15 protein-coding genes and 1 pseudogene are annotated in these 18,124 nt (G+C 68.4%); 10 read left to right on the top strand and 6 right to left on the bottom strand.

The window, feature by feature from the left end; translation table 11 throughout:
- Window positions 1-130: 130 nt before the first annotated feature.
- From OHN74_RS42065 to OHN74_RS42055, 3 genes are all read right to left on the bottom strand, one after another.
- Window positions 131-1,045 carry a carbohydrate ABC transporter permease gene (locus tag OHN74_RS42065; RefSeq protein ID WP_327699826.1) on the bottom strand — a complete coding sequence of 305 codons (915 nt, stop codon included), beginning with the start codon at window positions 1,043-1,045 and terminating at the stop codon, window positions 131-133.
- On the bottom strand, window positions 1,045-1,890 hold the full coding sequence (locus OHN74_RS42060; protein ID WP_327700459.1) for a carbohydrate ABC transporter permease: 846 nt from the start codon (window positions 1,888-1,890) through the stop codon (window positions 1,045-1,047). The genes OHN74_RS42065 and OHN74_RS42060 overlap by 1 nt, the downstream gene beginning before the upstream one ends.
- A gap of 62 nt (window positions 1,891-1,952) precedes the next feature.
- A complete protein-coding gene (locus OHN74_RS42055) occupies window positions 1,953-3,272 on the bottom strand; it encodes an ABC transporter substrate-binding protein (RefSeq protein ID WP_327699825.1) in 1,320 nt (439 codons plus the stop codon).
- Between the two features lie 235 nt (window positions 3,273-3,507).
- Between OHN74_RS42055 and OHN74_RS42050 the strand changes: the two genes are divergently transcribed.
- The 3 genes and pseudogenes from OHN74_RS42050 to OHN74_RS42040 all read left to right on the top strand — a co-directional run.
- Window positions 3,508-4,539 carry a LacI family DNA-binding transcriptional regulator gene (locus OHN74_RS42050; protein WP_327699824.1) on the top strand — a complete coding sequence of 344 codons (1,032 nt, stop codon included), beginning with the start codon at window positions 3,508-3,510 and terminating at the stop codon, window positions 4,537-4,539.
- 42 nt (window positions 4,540-4,581) lie between these two features.
- Window positions 4,582-6,888, top strand: coding sequence for a glycoside hydrolase family 3 N-terminal domain-containing protein (locus OHN74_RS42045; protein WP_327699823.1), 2,307 nt, complete (start codon window positions 4,582-4,584; stop codon window positions 6,886-6,888).
- Window positions 6,889-7,023: 135 nt separating this feature from the next.
- Window positions 7,024-7,175 (top strand): annotated as a pseudogene (locus OHN74_RS42040) (NF041680 family putative transposase); the annotation flags it as partial.
- 71 nt (window positions 7,176-7,246) lie between these two features.
- Here OHN74_RS42040 and OHN74_RS42035 read toward each other — a convergent pair.
- On the bottom strand, window positions 7,247-8,359 hold the full coding sequence (locus OHN74_RS42035; RefSeq protein WP_327699822.1) for an SGNH/GDSL hydrolase family protein: 1,113 nt from the start codon (window positions 8,357-8,359) through the stop codon (window positions 7,247-7,249).
- Between the two features lie 158 nt (window positions 8,360-8,517).
- Between OHN74_RS42035 and OHN74_RS42030 the strand changes: the two genes are divergently transcribed.
- The 3 genes from OHN74_RS42030 (at window position 8,518) to OHN74_RS42020 (ending at window position 12,087) form a co-directional block, all read left to right on the top strand.
- Window positions 8,518-8,793, top strand: coding sequence for a hypothetical protein (locus tag OHN74_RS42030; protein ID WP_327699821.1), 276 nt, complete (start codon window positions 8,518-8,520; stop codon window positions 8,791-8,793).
- Window positions 8,794-9,083: 290 nt separating this feature from the next.
- Window positions 9,084-11,090: a GDSL-type esterase/lipase family protein gene (locus OHN74_RS42025; RefSeq protein WP_327699820.1), complete on the top strand. Its 2,007-nt coding sequence runs from the start codon at window positions 9,084-9,086 to the stop codon at window positions 11,088-11,090.
- 640 nt (window positions 11,091-11,730) lie between these two features.
- A complete protein-coding gene (locus OHN74_RS42020) occupies window positions 11,731-12,087 on the top strand; it encodes a DoxX family protein (RefSeq protein WP_327699819.1) in 357 nt (118 codons plus the stop codon).
- Between the two features lie 445 nt (window positions 12,088-12,532).
- Here the strand turns inward: OHN74_RS42020 and OHN74_RS42015 are convergent, their stop codons facing one another.
- Window positions 12,533-13,366 carry a PIG-L family deacetylase gene (locus OHN74_RS42015; RefSeq protein WP_327699818.1) on the bottom strand — a complete coding sequence of 278 codons (834 nt, stop codon included), beginning with the start codon at window positions 13,364-13,366 and terminating at the stop codon, window positions 12,533-12,535.
- A 438-nt stretch (window positions 13,367-13,804) separates the two neighbouring features.
- Between OHN74_RS42015 and OHN74_RS42010 the strand changes: the two genes are divergently transcribed.
- Window positions 13,805-14,722 carry a DUF6891 domain-containing protein gene (locus OHN74_RS42010; RefSeq protein ID WP_327699817.1) on the top strand — a complete coding sequence of 306 codons (918 nt, stop codon included), beginning with the start codon at window positions 13,805-13,807 and terminating at the stop codon, window positions 14,720-14,722.
- Window positions 14,723-14,851: 129 nt separating this feature from the next.
- Here the strand turns inward: OHN74_RS42010 and OHN74_RS42005 are convergent, their stop codons facing one another.
- Window positions 14,852-15,193 carry a hypothetical protein gene (locus tag OHN74_RS42005; protein ID WP_327699816.1) on the bottom strand — a complete coding sequence of 114 codons (342 nt, stop codon included), beginning with the start codon at window positions 15,191-15,193 and terminating at the stop codon, window positions 14,852-14,854.
- A 135-nt stretch (window positions 15,194-15,328) separates the two neighbouring features.
- On the opposite strand from OHN74_RS42005, the gene OHN74_RS42000 reads away from it, so the two are divergent.
- From OHN74_RS42000 to istB, 3 genes are all read left to right on the top strand, one after another.
- The gene (locus OHN74_RS42000; RefSeq protein WP_327699815.1) at window positions 15,329-15,610 is read left to right on the top strand and encodes a hypothetical protein; all 282 of its coding nucleotides are present in this window, start codon (window positions 15,329-15,331) and stop codon (window positions 15,608-15,610) included.
- A 125-nt stretch (window positions 15,611-15,735) separates the two neighbouring features.
- On the top strand, window positions 15,736-17,241 hold the full coding sequence (gene istA / locus OHN74_RS41995) for an IS21 family transposase (RefSeq protein ID WP_327692450.1): 1,506 nt from the start codon (window positions 15,736-15,738) through the stop codon (window positions 17,239-17,241).
- Complete coding sequence (istB, locus tag OHN74_RS41990; protein WP_327692608.1) at window positions 17,241-18,032, top strand: IS21-like element helper ATPase IstB; 792 nt, start codon at window positions 17,241-17,243, stop codon at window positions 18,030-18,032. Before istA ends, istB begins: the two co-directional genes overlap by 1 nt.
- Window positions 18,033-18,124: the final 92 nt, after the last annotated feature.

The following is an 18,124-nucleotide window of genomic DNA, read 5'->3' as shown; positions in this document are numbered from 1 at the left end:
CCGCCCGATGGAGCCGGCACTGTCCTTGACTCGGGCATTCACTTCATCGTCCAGCCGAGCCGAGTCTGTCGGAGCCCACTCGTCCTGCCCGCGAGCAGACCCGCCGTTTCCACCGTCGTACCGTTGCCGTTCACTTGCCGAAGCCGGCGGTCAGCCCGCCGATGAGCTGGCGGCGGCCCAGGACGTAGAGCACGAGGATGGGCAGCGTGGAGAGGACCACTGCGGCCAGGATCGCCGGGACGTTGATGGTGAACTCGCCCTGGAAGCTCCACACGAAGAGAGGCAACGTCCTCTTGTCCGGGCTCTGGGTGAGGATCAGCGGGAAGAGGAAGCCGTTCCAGACGTTCAGGGCGTCGTAGATGACGACCGTGATCAGAGCGGGACGGGACAGGGGCAGCGCGAGACTCCACAGCATGCGCCAGTGGCCGGCGCCGTCCGCTCGCATCGACTCGTACAGCTCGTCGGGGATGTCACGCAGGAAGTTGACGAGGATGATCACGGTCAGCGGGATCGCGAACGCCGCCGAGGGAAGCACGATCGCGCCCAGGGTGTCGTACATCTGCGCCTTGGCGATCAGGTAGTAGACCGGGATGATCGTCGCCTGGAGCGGGATGGCGAGGCCCAGCAGGAAGACGCTGAACGCCCAGCGCAGGGCCCGGGTGGTGCCGCGCACGATCGCGTAGGCCGCCAGGAAGGAGACCACGACGGTCAGCAGCGTCGCGCCGACCGTGACCAGCGTGCTGTTGAGGAGGTAGTGCGTGAAGTCGTTGTCGAGAACCTGACGGTAGTTCTCCAGGGTGGGATGCGACGGGACGGAGAGCGGGTTGGCGTCGAAGAAGCCCTCGCGGGTACGCAGACTGGTGACGACGACCCAGTAGACCGGCACCAGGACGATCACCAGCCAGAGCAGTCCACCCGACGCACCGAGCGGGTTGGCGCGGCGCAGGCCGCTGAGGGGGTTGCGCCGCGGGTGTGCCGGTGGCGGTTCGTCTCGGGGCGGTGTGCCGGGGGAATCCGTGGACGGGGCGTGGGAGATCGCTGACATCACATACCTGCCTGCTGGCTGCGCATCCGGCTGAAGCCGGAGAACCGGACGAGGGCGAGGGAGACGACGAGTCCTGCCACGACGAGCACCACGGAGATGGCGCTGGCGAGGCCCATCTCGTTGCTCTGGAAGCCCGTGATGTACATGTCGAGCGGCAGGATGCGGGTGGCGTAGCCGGGGCCTCCGCCGGTGAGGACGAAGACCAGGTCGAAGTAGGTGAGAGAGCCGACGACCATCAGCGTCGAGGACGTGACGATGGTGTAGCGCAGCTGGGGCAGGGTGATGTGCCAGAACTGGGCGAGGCGGCCCGCTCCGTCGATCGACGCGGCCTCGTAGAGCGAGGCGGGGATCTGCCGGGCTCCGGCTTGGTAGAGCAGCGTATGGAAGGGCACGAACTGCCAGGCGATGACGAACACCACAGCGTAGAAGGCCAGTTGGGGGTCGCCGAGCCAGTCCTGGCCGAGGACGGGCAGCTTCAGGGCCGCGCCGAGGCCGAAGTTGGGATCGAGCAGGTTCTTGAAGATGACGGCGATCGCGGCCGTGGAGATCAGCAGCGGGACGAAGTAGAAGACGGCGAACAGGGCACGGTAGCGCTGCTTCCCGGCGACGAAGACGCCCAGCAGGAGGCTGATCGGGGTCTGCACGATCCAGGAGAACACCATCAGCTTGACGGTGAGCCACAGGGCGTGCCGGGTGACGTCGCTGGTCAGCGCCTCGCGCCAGTTGTCGGCTCCCGCCCACGCCGGGCTGCCCAGACCGTCCCAGCGGGTGAAGCTCAGGTAGATCACGATCGCCATCGGCACGAGCGCGAAGAGGGCGAACAGCACCAGGGCGGGCAGGGCCATGAGGAACGGCGGGCCGTCGGCGCCGGAACGCGCCGACGGGGCTTTGGGGACGGTGGAGGCGCTCACTCCTGCGCCGCCTCGTCCATCTGGGCACAGAACTGCTGCGGGCTGATCTCGCCGAGGAAGAGCTGGTCGAGGTGGGTGAGCAGTTCGTTGCCGAGTTCGGGGGTCAGCGCCTGGTCCCAGGAGAGCTGGAAACTCTTCGCGTCGCGGGCGAGGCCGTAGACGTACGTCGTCCAGTCCGCGTTGTCGGTGGCCTTGAGCTTGGCCTCCAGGTCCTTCACCGGCGGGACGTCGCCGTTCTTGAGGAGACTGTCGATGTACGTGTCGTTGTAGACGCCGTCCCTGAGGTAGGCCACCGCGGTCTTCTTGTCCTTGGCGCTCGCCTGAGCCGACAGCGAGAAGAAGTTGGCCGTGTTGCCGACGATGTTGCTCGCGTCGCCCTTGCCGCCGGAGACGGCCGGGAAGCCCGACCAGCCGAGGTTGCCGGCGGAGACGAACTTCGGCGAGCCGGTGGCCATCGTGCCGTAGGCCCAGCTGCCCTGCAGGATCATCGCGGCCTTGCCGGTGTAGAGCTGGGCCTCGGCCTGGCCGGTGTCGGCGGAGACGGAGGTGAAGCCCTTGGCGAAGCCACCGGCGTCCACGAGTTGCTTGATCATCTCCGCGGCCTTGAGGACGGCCGGGTCCGACCATGCGCCCTTGCCGCCGGCGGCGATCTTCGCGAACGCCTCCGGTCCGCCGACGCGGTCGACGAGGTACTCCAGCCACATCAGGTCGGGCCACTTGGAGGCGCCGCCCATGGAGATCGGTGCGATGCCCTTCGCCTTGAACTTCTTCACCAGGGCGAGCAGTTGGTCCCAGGTTTTCGGCGGCTCGGCGCCGACCTCCTCGAACAGCTGCTTGTTGAAGTACAGGACCACGGGCTGCACCCCGTTGACCGGGACGCCGTAGGTCCTGCCGTCGAAGGTGGTGGACTCCAGCACCGAGGGGAAGATGCGGTTCTTCCACTCGGGGTCGGCGTTCAGATCGGCGGTGAGGTCGGCGACCTTGCCCGCGTCCACGTAGGTCTTCAGTCCGCCGCCGCCCCAGTTCTCGAACAGGACCGGGCCGTTGCCGGCGCCGACGGCGGTGCGCAGCTTCTGCTTGTACGGGTCGTTCTGGAAGAACTGGTAGTTGATCTTGCTGTCGGGGTGTTCCTTGTTCCACTCCGTGGCGGACGCCCGGAAGGTCGCTTCGGACCCCTGGGTCAGCGCCCACGCCAGCGCGCCGTCACCGGAGCTGCCGCCGGCGGTCCGCCCGCTGCTGCCGCAGGCGGTGAGGGTCAGGGCCAGGACTGCCGCCGAGGTGGCGACAAGCACATGGGAGGGGATTCTCGCAGGCATGGGGAGCTCCTTCGGCTCTTCAGAGGTTCGACCGCGCTGGACGGCTCGCAGGGTTCGCCAGCTGCGCGATATGCGATTCGAAACTTTTCGAAACCTCTGCGTTTTCTGGCCGATAAAGTAGAGGCCTGTTTTCGGCCGGTCAATACACTGGACGAAACAACTTTCCTATCAAGCCCGCCCTGGACCGTTCCGAAACCTTGCGCTACCTTCCCCGTAAACCTTCGAAAGGACCAGCATGGCGAAGAGAGTCGTCGAGCGGACGACCCTGACCGGCATCGCCGAGGCGGCCGGGGTATCGGTGGCCACCGTGTCGAAGGTGGTCAACGGTCGCAGTGACGTCTCGCCCGAAACCCGGGCACGCGTCGAACAGTTGCTGGTCGAGCGCGACTACGTGGCGCGTGGTCCGGGGGGCGCGCAGTCGCCGGTACGTGCCATCGACCTGACCTTCGACCAACTGGTCAACCCCAACAATCTGGTGATCACCCAGGGTGTGACCCAGGCCGCGGCCGAGGCAGGGGTCGACGTCGTCATCGGCACGGCGCCCGACGACCCACTGGGCGCTGCGTGGGCCCGGAAGGTCACGAACGCGGGGCGGGAGGGCGTCATCCTGGTGACGTCCGAACTAACCGCCCGCCAGCGCGCCCAGTTCGCGCAGCACGGCATCCCGCTGGTGCTGATCGACCCGATGAACGTGCCCGACGACACCGTGCCCAGCATCGGCGCGACGAACTTCAGCGGTGGCATGGCAGCGACCGAGCACCTGCTGGAACTCGGCCACCGCCGGATCGCGATGATCGAGGGACGGCACGACGCCGTGTGCAACACCGCTCGCCTGCACGGCTACCAGGCCGCGCTCAGCGGTGCCGGCCTCACGCCCGATCCCCACCTCATCAAGCGGGGGGCCTTCCGCTTCGAACCCGCGTACCAGGCCGCCCTGGAACTCTTCGCCCTCGACGATCCGCCCACGGCAGTCTTCGCCGCCAACGACCTTCAGGCCTTCGGCGTCATCGAGGCCGCCCGGGTCCAGGGGTTGCGCGTACCGGAGGACGTCAGCGTCGTCGGCTTCGACGACACCGCCGCCGCCAGCACCTCGGCCCCGCCCCTGACCACTGTCCGGCAACCCTTCGCCGAGATCGGCCGCGCAGCACTGCGCTCCCTGCTCCGGCTCACCGCGGGCGATCCCCTGGACAGCCACCGGGTGGAACTGGCCACCCAGCTCGTCGTCCGGTCCTCCACCGCACCCCCGCCCGCCTCTTCTCCTTCCTGAACAACACGCGCCGTCCTGCGCCACCACCCCGAGGAACGCACCATGACCACACCTTGGGCCGACCCGGCCTGCCCCCATGCCGAGCGGGTCGACGCCCTGCTCGCGGAGATGACCCTGGAGGAGAAGCTCGCCCAGCTCGGCAGCGCCTGGCCCGGAGTCGAGCACGTCAGCGGAAACGTGGCTCCGATGCAGGACGTCTTCGCCCGCCACACCGACTTCGAACAGGCCAGCAAGGACGGCCTGGGCCACATCACCCGTCCCTTCGGCACCAAGCCGGTGGATCCCGCCGACGGAGCACGCAGGCTCGCCGCCCTCCAGCGCGAGTTGATGGAGACCACTCGGCTCGGCATCCCCGCCATCGCCCACGAGGAATGCCTGACCGGCTTCACCGCCCACCACGCCAGTGTCTTCCCCACCCCACTCGCCTGGGCCGCCGCCTTCAACCCCGCCCTCGTCGAGCGCATGGCCCACGCCATCGGCACGAGCATGCGCCGAGTCGGCGTCCACCAGGGCCTCTCCCCCGTTCTGGACGTCGTACGCGACTACCGCTGGGGCCGGGTCGAGGAGACCCTCGGCGAGGACCCGTACCTGGTCGCCACGAGCGGCGCCGCCTATGTACGAGGTCTGGAGACGGCGGGGATCGTCGCCACACTCAAGCACTTCGCCGGATACTCCGCCTCCAGGGCCGCCCGCAACCACGCCCCCGTCTCCATGGGGCCCCGCGAGTTCGCCGACGTGATCCTGCCGCCGTTCGAGACGGCGATACGCGAGGGCGGCGCCCGCTCGGTGATGAACTCCTACGCCGATGTCGACGGCGTGCCCGCCGGTGCGGACGCCGGGCTTCTGACCCGGCTCCTGCGCGAAGACTGGGGCTTCGAGGGCACGGTCGTCTCCGACTACTGGTCCGTCGCATTCCTGCGCACCATGCACCGCATAGCCGCCGACTACGGCGAGGCCGGCGCCCGCGCTCTGACGGCCGGCATCGACGTCGAACTGCCCGACACCCTCTGCTACGGCGAACCACTCGCCGAACTCGTCCGCGCGGGAACCGTCTCCGAGGACCTCGTCGACCGGGCCGTACGCCGTGTCCTGCGCCAGAAGGCCGAACTCGGGCTGCTCGACGCGGGCTTCACACCGGAGGTCGACGTCGAGGGACCGATCGACCTGGACCCGCCCGCGCACCGCGCCCTGGCCCGCGAACTCGCCGAGCAGAGCATCATCCTGCTCGACAACCGTGAGGGCCTCCTCCCTCTCGCCGCGGACACGGCGTCCATCGCCCTGGTCGGCCCCTGCGCCAACGACGCCAACGCCTTCTTCGGCTGCTACTCCTTCCCCAACCACGTCCTCCCCCACCACCCGGGTCACGACAACGGCATCGAGGCGCTCTCCCTCCTCGACGCCCTGGCCATGGAGCTGCCCGGGGCCCTGATCACCTACGAACAGGGCTGTCCCGTCAAGGACAGCGACCGTGACGGCTTCGACGCGGCGGTGGATGCTGCCCGGCAGGCGGAGGTGTGCGTCGCCGTCGTCGGTGACCGTGCCGGCCTCTTCGGCCTCGGCACCTCGGGCGAGGGCTGCGACGCCGAAGACCTCTCGCTGCCGGGTGTCCAGGGTGAACTGGTCGAGGCACTGCTCGCCACCGGCACCCCGGTCGTACTCCTCGTCGTCTCCGGCCGCCCGTACGCGCTCGGGACCTACGCCGACCGTGCGGCCGCCGTCGTCCAGGCCTTCTTCCCCGGCGAGGAGGGCGGCCCCGCCCTGGCCGGCGTGCTCTCCGGGCGGACCACCCCTTCGGGCAAACTGCCCGTCCAGATCCCGCGCACGCCGGGTGGGCAGCCCGGCACCTACCTCCACGCCCCGCTGGGCGGCAACACCGAGGGCGTCAGCAACCTCGACCCCTCCCCGGCCTACCCCTTCGGACACGGGCTGTCGTACACGACGTTCGCCTACGACGGGTTCGAGGTGAGCGCCCATGAGATCCGCACGGACGGCGAGGTCGAGATCAGCTGCGTGCTCCGCAACACGGGCGAGATCCCCGGCTCCGAGGTGGTCCAGCTCTACAGCGCCGACCCCATCGCCCAACTCCCTCGCCCTGTGACCCAGTTGACCGGCTACGCGCGCGTCCGGCTGGCCCCCGGCGAACAGCGCAGGGTCACCTTCCGCCTGCACACCGACCGCCTCGCCTACACCGGCCCCGACCTGAAGCGCATCGTCGAACCCGGCGAGATCACCGTCATGATCGGAGCCTCCAGCACCGACATCCGCCTCACCGGCACCGTCCACCTGACCGGACCGGTCCGCGAAGCCGGCCACGACCGAGTGCTGAACACACCGGCCGACGTCGGCTGAGCGCAGCGGCTCGGCCCGAAATGACTTCCGGCATCAGCCGCAGGAGTCGTACGGAGAGGAACTCTGCAGCCACGCATCCCGAGTGAACGCCGTCCAGTTCTCTTGGACGGCATACGGGTCCGCGCCCACCCCCACGTCGGCCACCCGCCCAAGCACGGCGGGGAGTTCGGCTTCGCCGAGCCCGAGATCTGGGGTGCGCCGAACGCGGCGACGGTGCAGGTCACCGACAGGTACGGGGCACTGCCCGGGCCATGGCCTGGGACCGCATCCACCCGCGCCCGACGTCGTAGTGGGTCGTGGAGCGCAACAGCCCCAGAGGGTGAATGACAGGCTGAGCGGTTCTGGGTGGTCCGTACCCTCACCAGCGTATCGGCAGGCCGTTGACGAACGCCGTGAGCCGATCGGCGACGAGTCGGTCGTCGTGGGCCGAGTAGTGCCAATGGCAGCCGAGGAAGTCCAGGCCGGTGTCGTCGAGGAACCAGTAGCGGAGTCGGCTGTCACCAGCGTCGGTGCCTTCTCGGACCACCTGTTGGACGTGCCCTGCGAACTGGCCGGCGCCGACCGCCACGATGGTGGTACCGGGCCCGTAGCGCGTCCGCAGCTTCTGGAGGAAGGCGCTGTAGGCGTTGCGGTAGGCGGCCACCAGACTGTCGGGGGTCCACGGCTCGCCCGCGTTGACGGGAGTCGAGAAGTCGTTGGTGCCGAGGTGTACCACCACGAGCCCGGGGCGCCATGTGCCGGGGTTCCGCCAGACGTCACCGGGCACGTTCAGCAGGGCGCGGTCGTAGAAGGTGCGGTAAGTGACATCCGGCGAGCCGCCGTTGTAGTTGCGCACCATACCGAGGCCCGAGTAGGCGTTGATCTGGTAATCGGCTCCCAGCCGCCGCGCGGTGAGCGCTCCGTAGCTCACATCGGCGTCGGTGCTCCGCCTGAGCTGGTCTTCGTTGCAGTCACGGGAGGACGAGAGGTTGCCGTAGCCGACGGTGAGGGAGTCCCCGATGAACTCGATCTGGCGGCTGCGCGCGGCGGGCCTGCTCAACACGGCACCTCCGGGGACAGCGACGAATCCGCCGAACGAACTGGTGCTCCACGGGCTGTCGTTGCGCTTGACCAGCCGGACGGTGTGCACGCCGGACTTCAGGCCGCGGATCCAGTGAGTGGTCGCGCCCGGGGTGACGAGCGTGGCGACGGTGACTCCGTCCACCTGGACGTCGTAGTCGGCGGCCGAATCGTTGAGCACGACACCCACGCCGGTCCCCCGGACACGGCCCTCGAAGTACACGCCGGGCCAGCTGTACTCCAGCATGTTTCCGGCATCCTTCACCCGTCCCGCAGTGTGCACCCGAGCGAGCACGCTGTCGGCCGGCCGTCTCTCGCCGCTCGGCGCCGCCGCGGTGACGCCGGGAAAGGCGCCGAGCACGAGCATCGACACCGCCGACGCGAGAATCCTCTGGGTCCGGGACAACGGCATGGCTTTCCTCCGGATGACGAGTCGGGGTGCGCGGCCGGGACGGGAGGAGCGAGGTCATGTGACCGTACACCGACAACATTCTTCCGGGCTGTGCAGATTCGGCCACTTACCGACGCCGACCCATCCCTCGCAGTACGGCCACCAGCGCCAGTGCCTCCGTGGTCTTGGAGTACCGGCCACGGCAGTCGGCGGCCCGCCGCCTGGACCGACCTCGCACTGCCGGAAACCGGGGCCCCGCCGCAGACGTACGCAACACCTCCGGCACAACTCCCGGTCCCCGCGTCACCGAAGGGGGCCATGCCGCCTCCGGCACGCATGAACGCGTACTGCGCATCGAGGGCGTCACCCCGGTGCGCGCCATGTCGGCCGCGGTCGATGGCGACACGATCGCGCACGACACAGAGGACCTCCTCCGCCAGCCAGTGGCCATCTGAGTGAACCGGAACGGGTTTAGACGTGTTTAGACGGCTTCCCGTTTCTCGCCGGTGGCGCGGTCCGACGGCGTGCCGCTCGGCACCCCCCTGGTCCTGGCTGTTCACCGCCGCAGGGGCGCCGAGCCCTCCCGACAGAGGCGATCCCGCTGAGCGACGGTCACGACTGGGCGCCGGTCATGACTGGAGCCGGATCGGCCGTCGCGAGGCCTCTTGACGCTGAACCGTTTCATTGCTTCTCTCGAAAGGCTGCCCATGGGAGCGCTCCCACCCCTCATGCGAAAGGGATCCCCATGCAGACCTCCCCCCACCCCGCCCCCGCACGCCACGCAAGACGCACTTCAGCAGCCCTCCTCATCGCTGTGCTCGTCGCCTGCCTGCTGTCCTGGGCGGGCAACTTACCGGCGCAGGCCGCGCCGGGCGACGGCTCGGTGTCCGACACCAACATCACCTACGTCGGCCGCTGGGACACCGGCTCGGGCACCGCGGCGGTGCCCGGCTGGACCGGCGCGTATCTGCAGACCGCCTTCACCGGTACCACCGTGAAGGTCAAGGCCAGAGACGCGGTCAACCTCTACGTGAGCATCGACGGCGGATCCGACGTCTTCCACGTGGGTGTGCGCGGCACGGTGAACCTCACTCCCCGGCCCCTGTCCCCCGGCACTCACACCCTGCGTATCTTCTACCGTTCCGGCGACACCGTCTTCCAGGGTCTTGTGCTCGACTCCGGTGCACGCACGGTCAGCGCCAACACACCCTCCGGGCTGGTGGAGTTCGTCGGCGACTCGATCACCGCCGGTGCCCTCACCGACCGGCTGGCGCTCGACTCGTACGCCTGGAAGACCGGCGAGCAGTTGGGGATGCGCCACACCCAGATTGCCCGCTCCGGCTACTGCCTGGTCGCCCAGTCCGGGTGCACGGGCCTGAGTACGCAGTTCTTCAAGACCACCAGTACGGGCGGCCAGGACTGGGACTTCTCCCGCTACGGGGCCAACGCGGTGGTCATCAACCTCGGCACCAACGACATCGGCCACGGCGTGACCGGCGCCGCCTTCCAGTCGGCGTACATCGCCCTGCTCCGCGACATCCGCGTCAAGTACCCGAACGCGCACCTCTTCGCGGTACAGACCCTCAAGAAGCGCTACGTCACCGAGACCAAGGCCGCCGTCGGCGCCCGCACCAACTCCGGCGACTCCAAGGTGCACTACGTCGACACCACCGGCTGGCTCACCGACGGCACCGACTACGAGGACGGCAACGGGCATCCCAACGAGGCGGGCCACACCAAGTTCGCGAGCCGACTCTCCCCCGTGATCAGCGCCCAACTCGCCGGCACCGTCACCGGCTCCGCGCGAGCAGCGGCTCCCGGCCAACCCGGCGACCCCAACGTCAAGTTCGTCGGCCGCTGGGACACTCAGAGCTCCACCACCGCCTACACCCCGTACTGGGCGGGCGCGTACTACCGGACCGGCTTCACCGGACGGACCGTCAAGCTCAAGCAACGGGGCACCATCGACTTCTGGGCGAGGATCGACAACGGGCCGGTGACGTTCTACGACGACGTCAAGGGGACGGTGAACCTCACCCCCTCGCCACTGGCCGCCGGCAATCACACCCTCCAGGTCAACTACCAGGTGGTCGCGGGCTCCTACCGCGGTGACGCCGTCTTCCAAGGGCTGGTTCTCGACAGCGGTGCCACGACGTTCGCGCCGTCGGCGCCGGCCAAGCTGATCGAGTTCGTCGGCGACTCGATCACGGTGGGGACGACGACCTCGCAGAACGCCCGTACCGCGTACGGCTGGTTGATCGGGGAACGGCTGGGCACCGAGCACAGCCAGATCGCCCAGGGCGGCGCGTGCCTGGTCGCGGCGGCGGACGGCTGCGTGGGGCTGGAGCAGCAGTTCGGCAGGCTCAACCCGAACGCGTCCACGCCCGCCTGGGACTTCTCCCGCTATCAGGCGAACGCTGTCGTGATCAATCTCGGCACCAACGACGTCGGCCACGGGGTCGATTCGACTCAGTTCCAGTCGGCGTACAGCAGCCTGCTGCGCAAGGTACGGGCCGCATATCCGCAGGCCTGGATCTTCGCATTGGAGACCTTCCGCGGCCGGTACGTCCCGCAGACCGAAGTGGCTGTCCGTGCTGCCACCGTCGGCGGCGACTCGCGGGTCTCTTTCGTCGACACCACCGGCTGGCTGGGCTCCGGCGACCTCACGGACTCGGTCCACCCCAACGACCAGGGTCACCGTGTCATCGCCGACCGCCTCGCACCGATCATCGCCGCGAGAATCGGCAGTTGACGTATCTGTCTGCGGTGGGGTGCCTCTTGGAGCATCTGGGGGGAATCCCATATCCCCGGTTGGCCCACCCTGAGGGATGGGCCAACCGGGCCGACGGCGAACAAGGGCAGGCAAGCAAGCAAGCCGGTCTGCTGAGGCATCTGCGTGAAGGGTCTTGGAATCCTCGGTATCCGTCGTGGTCTGCTCGCTCGACGAACACGTGGAAGGGGCTGGTCCACGTCGCGGACAAGGCGGCGGACGGCGGCGCCAGCGGCTACTTCGCTCGCGCCGAGGCCTCGTTCAACCGCCACCGCCACCGCTGGCAGATGGTGCTCTGCGACCGCGCTGGGCGTCGCCGAGCACCACTACGGCTCTGGGTTCGAACGGAACCCTCGGAACGCCACCTGCAGTTACCGCAACCGGCCGGCCCGCAAGGGTGAGATCCGGCAGCCCGGACACAGCGACACAGGATCCGACACAGGACGCGGATCGCGACTCGGCCGGGTTATTGCCGTGCGGTGTTGATCAACAGGCGTTCGAGACGACCGGCAGGCCCTGGCTGCCAATCGATGTCACACATCGAGTCGCCCACTCGTCGTCCAGGAGAACGGCATCCCTTCCGGAGTGCCCAGCAGTGCTGTTCTCGACAGAACGGAAAATCGTGTTCGCCGCATACGTCACCGTCACCATCCTCGGCGCGGTCTTCAACGGTGCCGCCGCCGTCACCTACCTGATCGGCCACGAGTACCCCAAGACCCAGGCGGACATGAAGGGCATACCCCGGAAGTGGGTCCCCGTACTGGGCATGCTGCTGGCGGCAGGCACCGCGGGACTGCTGGCCGGGCTCGCCGTGCCGCTCCTTGGAACCCTCGCCGCCTCCGGACTCGTGCTGTACTTCATCGGCGCCATCACCGCCCACCTGCGCGTGGGCTCCCGCAACATCACGGGCGGGATCGTGTTCCTCTCCACTGCGGCGGCCATCCTCACCCTGGGCCTGATCGACCACGGAGCCTGGTAACCCACAGACCAGAAGTTCCCTGCCTCATGGTCTTCGGGACCACGCTGAGGCAGGCTCCAGAGCTGCCGTCGAGATGCGAACGGGCCACTTTGGCCAAGGTCTGTGCCGTCGGATGCTCAGCTCCGTTCCACTTCCCCGGCGGTCTGTCCTGATCGGAGCAGACTGCCGGGGTTGGCATTTGGGCTGTCGCGCACTGACCAGTCAGCAGGCCACGGGACTCCCGCCTGCGCGGCTACCAGGTGGCTTGAGGACGGTCGCGGTGTCGGGTCGGAATCGCGGCCACGCGTCGACAACGTCGGCAAGGAGCTGGACACGGGCCGCCGGAGCGGAACTCGCGTGGACAGGTCTCCGGCTGCGCGACCCGCCCGGTCGCGCCGTGCGCTCGATGCGCTCGCCCGGGCCAGCCGGGCGGTCGGGCGGGCAGGCAGGCAGGCAGGCAGGCAGATCAGCGCAGTCCGGCGAAGAGATCGTTCTCGGGTACGGCCGCGCCGGTGGCGTCCTGGACACGTACGAAGGTCTCCATGCCCATCAAATCGCCGAACCTCTCCTTGCCCATCTTGAGGAAGAAGATGCTCTCGCCCTGACTGGCGTGCGCGGCCAACGCGTCGAACTTCTGGCCGCTGAACGCGGTGGTGTCCACCCACGTGGTGATCTCGTCGTCAGGGAGGCCGATCTCGGCCATCGCAGCGGCCTCGGCAGGATCCGGCTCCGGCATGTCCTCATGGAACTCGCGCATGATCTCGCCGAACTGCCGCATCATCGAGCGGGGCATCGTGGTCCAGTACACCTTCGGTGTCAACGCGGTCATCTCCAGCGCCGCCATCGTGATGCGGTGGGCCTGAATGTGGTCGGGGTGACCGTAGAAGCCGTTCTCGTCATAGGTGACGACCACATCAGGTCGGTAGTGCCGCATGAGTTCCGCGAGTCGGGCCGCGCCTTCCCGCACGGGGGTCTGCCAGAAGGATCCGGGGGCGTCGTTGCTCGGCCAGCCCATCATTCCGGAGTCTGCGTAGTCCAGCATCTCCAGATCGCTGATCTTCAGGACGTCACAGCTCGCCTCAAGTTCCTGACGGCGCATCAAGGCGACCGCTGCCGGATCGTGCCCGGGATCACCTGGCTTGACACCCCCCGGTCCATCACCGCAACCGCCGTCGGTACAGGTCACGAGAACCGTGCGGATGCCTTCCGCCGCGTACTGCGCGAGGACCCCACCGGTTCCGGTGGCCTCGTCGTCGGGGTGGGCGTGTACTGCCATGAGCGTCAAGGGCCGGTCAGCCATGAAAGAAACCTCCTGCAGAGATACATCTCGGTCCAATTGCGCGGTGGGCGTACCGCGATCCTGGGGACCGGATCCGGGTGGGCCCACGACCTTGTGGTCTCCGTGTTCCCCGCCTGTGCGGCGCCGGCCCCCGTCGATGCAACCGCGCGGACCTGACCGACTGTTCCCGAGGCGAGGGTTTGGTCCTCCAAGCTTCCGGGCTTCAACCCTAACGAGGAGGTCCAGGCGCGGGCTGCACGTCTCAGCGCCACATGGGGTTACTGCTTCCGTCCGGAACCAGCCGTGAGATTCCGACACGAAACTTAGAAGTTTGCAGCTGTTCCGGCTGCCGGTAGCGGTCCGGTCTGCGCTGGGTCAGGGATTCCCTGGGCCATCGCAGGTACCTGCATCGCTGGTCCCGGTAAATTGGCTGTCAGTGGGGCGTGTCAGAGTGTGAGCATGCCCGAGATCGTGGTGGAGACGGAGAACGGGGAACGGCACGTTCGTGTGTCCGCGGAGGAGTGGGCTGGGCTGATCCGGCGAATCGGCCGTGATGGCTACCGGTTTATGGTGGTCCACCGGATACCCGACCTGCCCGACGTCTTCGCCCAGCTCTGGCACGAGGCCGACGGGGACTACACGCTGGAGCACCGCAACGGTGCCCCCGCCCAGCACTTCCAGGTGATGGTCGACGGTTGCGAAGCCGTGATTGAGGCGATGACCGGTTGGGCCCGGCAAACGTCCGGTTGGAGCACTCATCTGACCTGGTCGTTGCTGGATATAGGCCTCGCCCGCGAGGTGCCGCCGCTCGACCTGGATGAAGACGAGCGCAAGAAGTTGGAGAAGCGCGTCCGCGAGGTGCTGGTCGGCGGCTACACCGACCGCGCCGAACTGGCGGAGCTCGCCGAGGATTACCTGGTAACCGCCGACCGCCGACCCGTATCGCGGGAGCAGGCGGAGGTGTTGGCCGACCGGATGTGGCTGGAACGCGTCGCGGAGCAGGCCGAGTGGACAGGCGAGACCGACCCGGAACGACTCACCCGCGCGTTCACTGCCCTGCAGGAGGCCGGTATCACCGCCCGCGAGAACTTCACCTGCTGCCGCAGTTGCGGCCAGTCCGAGATCCGCGGCGAAGGCAGGACCGACGCCCGTGGCTTCGTCTATTTCCACTCCCAGTGCACGGACTCCGCCGCTGCCGGTCACGAACTCATGCTCCTCTACGGAGGTTTCGACGGCTCGTCCGAGACCACCACAGCGGTCGGCCACGAGGTCATGGCCGCCTTGGACGCGGCCGGTCTCCAGGCCGTTTGGGACCGGGCCCCCGACCGTGCCATCACCGTCACCCCGCTGGAGTGGCACCGCCGCCTGGTCAGCTAGTGCTCTGGCCAGGAGAGATCGACGGGTCCGCGGTAAGTGGACGGCAGGCGTTGACGTCCGACGACGGAGATTCACCTCATACGATCTTGAGCAGACGGGATGTGACACCAGACTCTGGGAACGCACCCGTCAGGCACAGCCCTCCGGCTCTGCGAACCTCGCTTCCAGGTTGGCAGGGAAGGTCTCACCGTCGGGGGCCATCCCCGCGATCGCCCGCACGGTGGTGCCGGCCTGAGCCCCTGCCTCGCTGTTGATGAAGGCGGGCCTCGGGATGTACTCGATCAGCGGGTACCTGAATGCGCGGACGGCGCCCTCGCGGTCCAGCAGGGCATCGATGCTCATGTCCACGGACCGGCTTGGCCGGTTCGACGTCCGCGGACGCGCGTACGGCACCGTCCAGCCGTACCGGCCCGAGCCGACCTCGAAGGCGTCGCCACCGCTGTCCGAGAGGACAGCCTCGGCGGCTGCCACCGCCGACGCTGCCGACCACGAAGATCACTCTCCGCACTGCCGACCGGTACTGCTGAAATCCATCGCCACCGTGCACCGCTTCCGCGACACCGACGAGTTGCTTGCGTCCGCACGGCACGGGCGCCCAGAGAGGTGGTGGAGCCGTTCACCGCCTATCTGACCGAGCGGTCCACCGACGGTGTGACCAGCCCGACCGACCTCTTCCACGAGATACGCGAGCGCGGCTACCAGGGCAGCGACCTGCCTGTGCGCCGCTACGTGGCCGGGCCCAGGACCGGCACTGTCGAACCTGCCCGCGGCGCTGTCGCGAGCCCACGCAAGATCACCACCTGGATCATGCTGCGTCGTGGCACTCTGAAATCTCCGCGAGGAGGAACAGCTCATCGACGTGCGGCTGCCATTCCCCGGCAACGCTGACGGCGGTCAGTAGATACTCCCCGTAGGCGGCCACTTAGCGCCCCATTCCTGGCCAAGGATTGCCCCACGGACGGCCATATATCTCCCCGGACCTGGACCGATACCGGTCGGCGAAGCTGACCGGTGTGAAGAACAGCAGGGAGATCATGGAGATCCTTGAGGCATACGACCTCACGGGGAGTTACCGAGCAGCGGCCGAGCTGGCCGGCTGCGACCACCACACGGTGGCCCGGTATGTGCAGGCTCGGGCCGAGGGCAAGAGCCCGACCGAGCGGCAGCACCGGGCCCGCCCGATCGACGAATACCTCGCGAAGATCGAGGAGTTGGTGGTGAACTCCCACGGCCGGATCCGTGCCGATGTCGTGCACCGGCGGATCACGGCGATGGGCTTCACGGGCGGGGAAAGGACCACCCGGCGGGTGGTCGCGGAGGTCAAGACGAGCCTGCGGGCCGGATCGCGACGGGTCTATCGGCCGTGGATCACCGAGCCCGGATTGTGGCTGCAGTGGGACTGGGGCGAAGGGCCGCGGATCGGCGGACGCCGTACTTCCTTGTGGTGCGCCTGGCTGGCCTGGTCCCGGTTCCGCGTCGTCATCCCGGTGTTCGACAAGACCCTGCCGACGATCGTGGCCTGCCTGGACTCCACTCTGCGGCGAATAGGAGGGGTGCCTGCCTATGCGCTGACCGACAACGAGAAGACGGTCACCACGATGCACATCGCGAACATCGCGGTCCGCAACCCGGACATCGTCGAGGTGGCCAGGCACTACGGGCTGACCATCCGTACGTGTCTGCCGGCCGACCCGGAAACCAAGGGCGGATCCGAGGCCACGGTCCGCATCGCGAAGGCCGACCTGGTGCCCACCGACGCCAACCTGCTCGAGCAGTACGGGTCGTTCGGACATCTGGAGGCGGCCTGCCGCGACTTCTGCGACGAGGTCAACAACCGGGTCCACCGGGCCAGCCGGCGCAAGCCCGCCGAGGCCCTCGCCGAGGAACGGCAGCGGCTGCACCCGCTGCCGAAGGAGCCGTTCGCGGTCGCGTTCGGCACCACGAGACGGGTCAACTGGGACGCCACCATCTCTGTTGAAGGCGTGCGCTATTCGGTCCCGCACCAACTCGTCGACACCCGGGTCTGGGCCCGTTTCAACGGCGACGAGCTGATCGTCACCGCCGTCGCGGACGACGGGCCGGCCGAGGTCGCCCGGCACGACCGCTCGACTCCCGGCAGCCCGCAGATCAAGGACGAGCACTACCCGCCCCGCGAAGACAAGGAGGGCGACCGGACACCGAAGGCCAACTCGGCCGAGGAAGCGGCCTTCCTCGCGCTCGGTCCCGGGGCGGCGTCCTGGCTGATCGAGGCCGGCGCGGCCGGAGCCCGCAGGGTCAAGTCGAAGATGGCCGAGGCCGTCGCGCTGGCCAAGCTCCACTCCGCCGCCGATGTCGACCGGGCCCTGGGCTCGGCGGCGGTCGCCGGACGGTTCGCGGAGAACGACCTGATCCGCATCCTCACCTACCAAGTCGGCCTGGAGACAGTCGAACCCACGCGGCCTTCCGAGAACCACAGCCTCCAGCCGGGCACCTCCGCCTGGTCCAACTTCGGCGTCGCCGACGAGAAGGAAGAGCACTGATGGCCACCCCGATCCGCACCGTCACCGGCACCCACGGCGATCCCCTCGCCGAGGCCATCGAGCTGACCCGGCGGCTGAAACTCCCGCACATCCGGAGGGCGTTGACCGACCTGATCCCCACCGCGAAGGCCCAACGCTGGGACCCCGCCGAGGTCGTCCGCGTCCTCCTGTCCGAAGAGGCTGCCGGCAGGGACGCCGCGAACCTCCGCACCCGCCGCAAGCGGGCCGGGTTCCCCGCGGGCAAGACCTTCGGCGACTGGGACGAGACCGCCTCCTCAATTCCCTGGCCGACCCAGGACTCGCTGAAGATGCTCGAGTGGGTCACCCGCAAGGAGAACCTCTGCATCTGCGGACCCTCGGGCACGGGCAAAAGCCACTTCACCGAAGCCCTGGGACAGGCCGCCATCGAAGCCGGCATGACCGTCGCCTGGTTCACCATCGAAGACCTCGGAGCCCTCGTCCGCCGCCACCGAGCCGACGACTCCCTGGCCAGAGCGATGGCCCGGCTGATCCGGACCGACCTGATCATCGTCGACGACATCGGACTGCTGCCGGTCTCACCCGATGCCGCCGAGGGCTTCTACCGGCTGGTCGATGCCGCCTACGAACGGCGGGCGCTGGCCGTCTCGAGCAACCTCCACCCCTCCGGCTTCGACGAGATCATGCCCAAGACCCTGGCCACCGCGACCGTGGACCGGCTCCTGCACCACGCTCACGTGGTGGTCACCCAAGGTGATTCCTTCCGGCTCAACCAGGCCACCAGCGGTCAGGGGGTGATCCCCTTGCGCTGATCCACCCACCAACAGCGGGGAGATATCTGGCCGCGGTTGGGGAAGATCTACTGGCCGCCAGCGGGGAGAATTACTGGCCGCCTCCGGGGAGA

This window comes from Streptomyces sp. NBC_00459 (genome assembly GCF_036013955.1).
Classification (GTDB): Bacteria; Actinomycetota; Actinomycetes; order Streptomycetales; family Streptomycetaceae; genus Streptomyces.
The sequence above is the reverse complement of the archived record's forward strand: the minus strand, read 5'-3'. Positions and strand labels throughout refer to the sequence as shown.

Excerpts from the sequence above, each read along its gene's own strand:
- OHN74_RS42025 (WP_327699820.1), top strand. The coding sequence starts at position 9,084 with ATGCAGACCTCCCCCCACCCCGCCCCCGCACGCCACGCAAGACGCACT.
- OHN74_RS42045 (WP_327699823.1), top strand. The coding sequence starts at position 4,582 with ATGACCACACCTTGGGCCGACCCGGCCTGCCCCCATGCCGAGCGGGTC.
- istB (WP_327692608.1), top strand. The coding sequence starts at position 17,241 with ATGGCCACCCCGATCCGCACCGTCACCGGCACCCACGGCGATCCCCTC.
- OHN74_RS42065 (WP_327699826.1), bottom strand. The coding sequence starts at position 1,045 with ATGTCAGCGATCTCCCACGCCCCGTCCACGGATTCCCCCGGCACACCG.
- OHN74_RS42015 (WP_327699818.1), bottom strand. The coding sequence starts at position 13,366 with ATGGCTGACCGGCCCTTGACGCTCATGGCAGTACACGCCCACCCCGAC.
- OHN74_RS42055 (WP_327699825.1), bottom strand. The coding sequence starts at position 3,272 with ATGCCTGCGAGAATCCCCTCCCATGTGCTTGTCGCCACCTCGGCGGCA.
- OHN74_RS42035 (WP_327699822.1), bottom strand. The coding sequence starts at position 8,359 with ATGCCGTTGTCCCGGACCCAGAGGATTCTCGCGTCGGCGGTGTCGATG.
- OHN74_RS42010 (WP_327699817.1), top strand. The coding sequence starts at position 13,805 with ATGCCCGAGATCGTGGTGGAGACGGAGAACGGGGAACGGCACGTTCGT.
- OHN74_RS42050 (WP_327699824.1), top strand. The coding sequence starts at position 3,508 with ATGGCGAAGAGAGTCGTCGAGCGGACGACCCTGACCGGCATCGCCGAG.
- OHN74_RS42060 (WP_327700459.1), bottom strand. The coding sequence starts at position 1,890 with ATGGCCCTGCCCGCCCTGGTGCTGTTCGCCCTCTTCGCGCTCGTGCCG.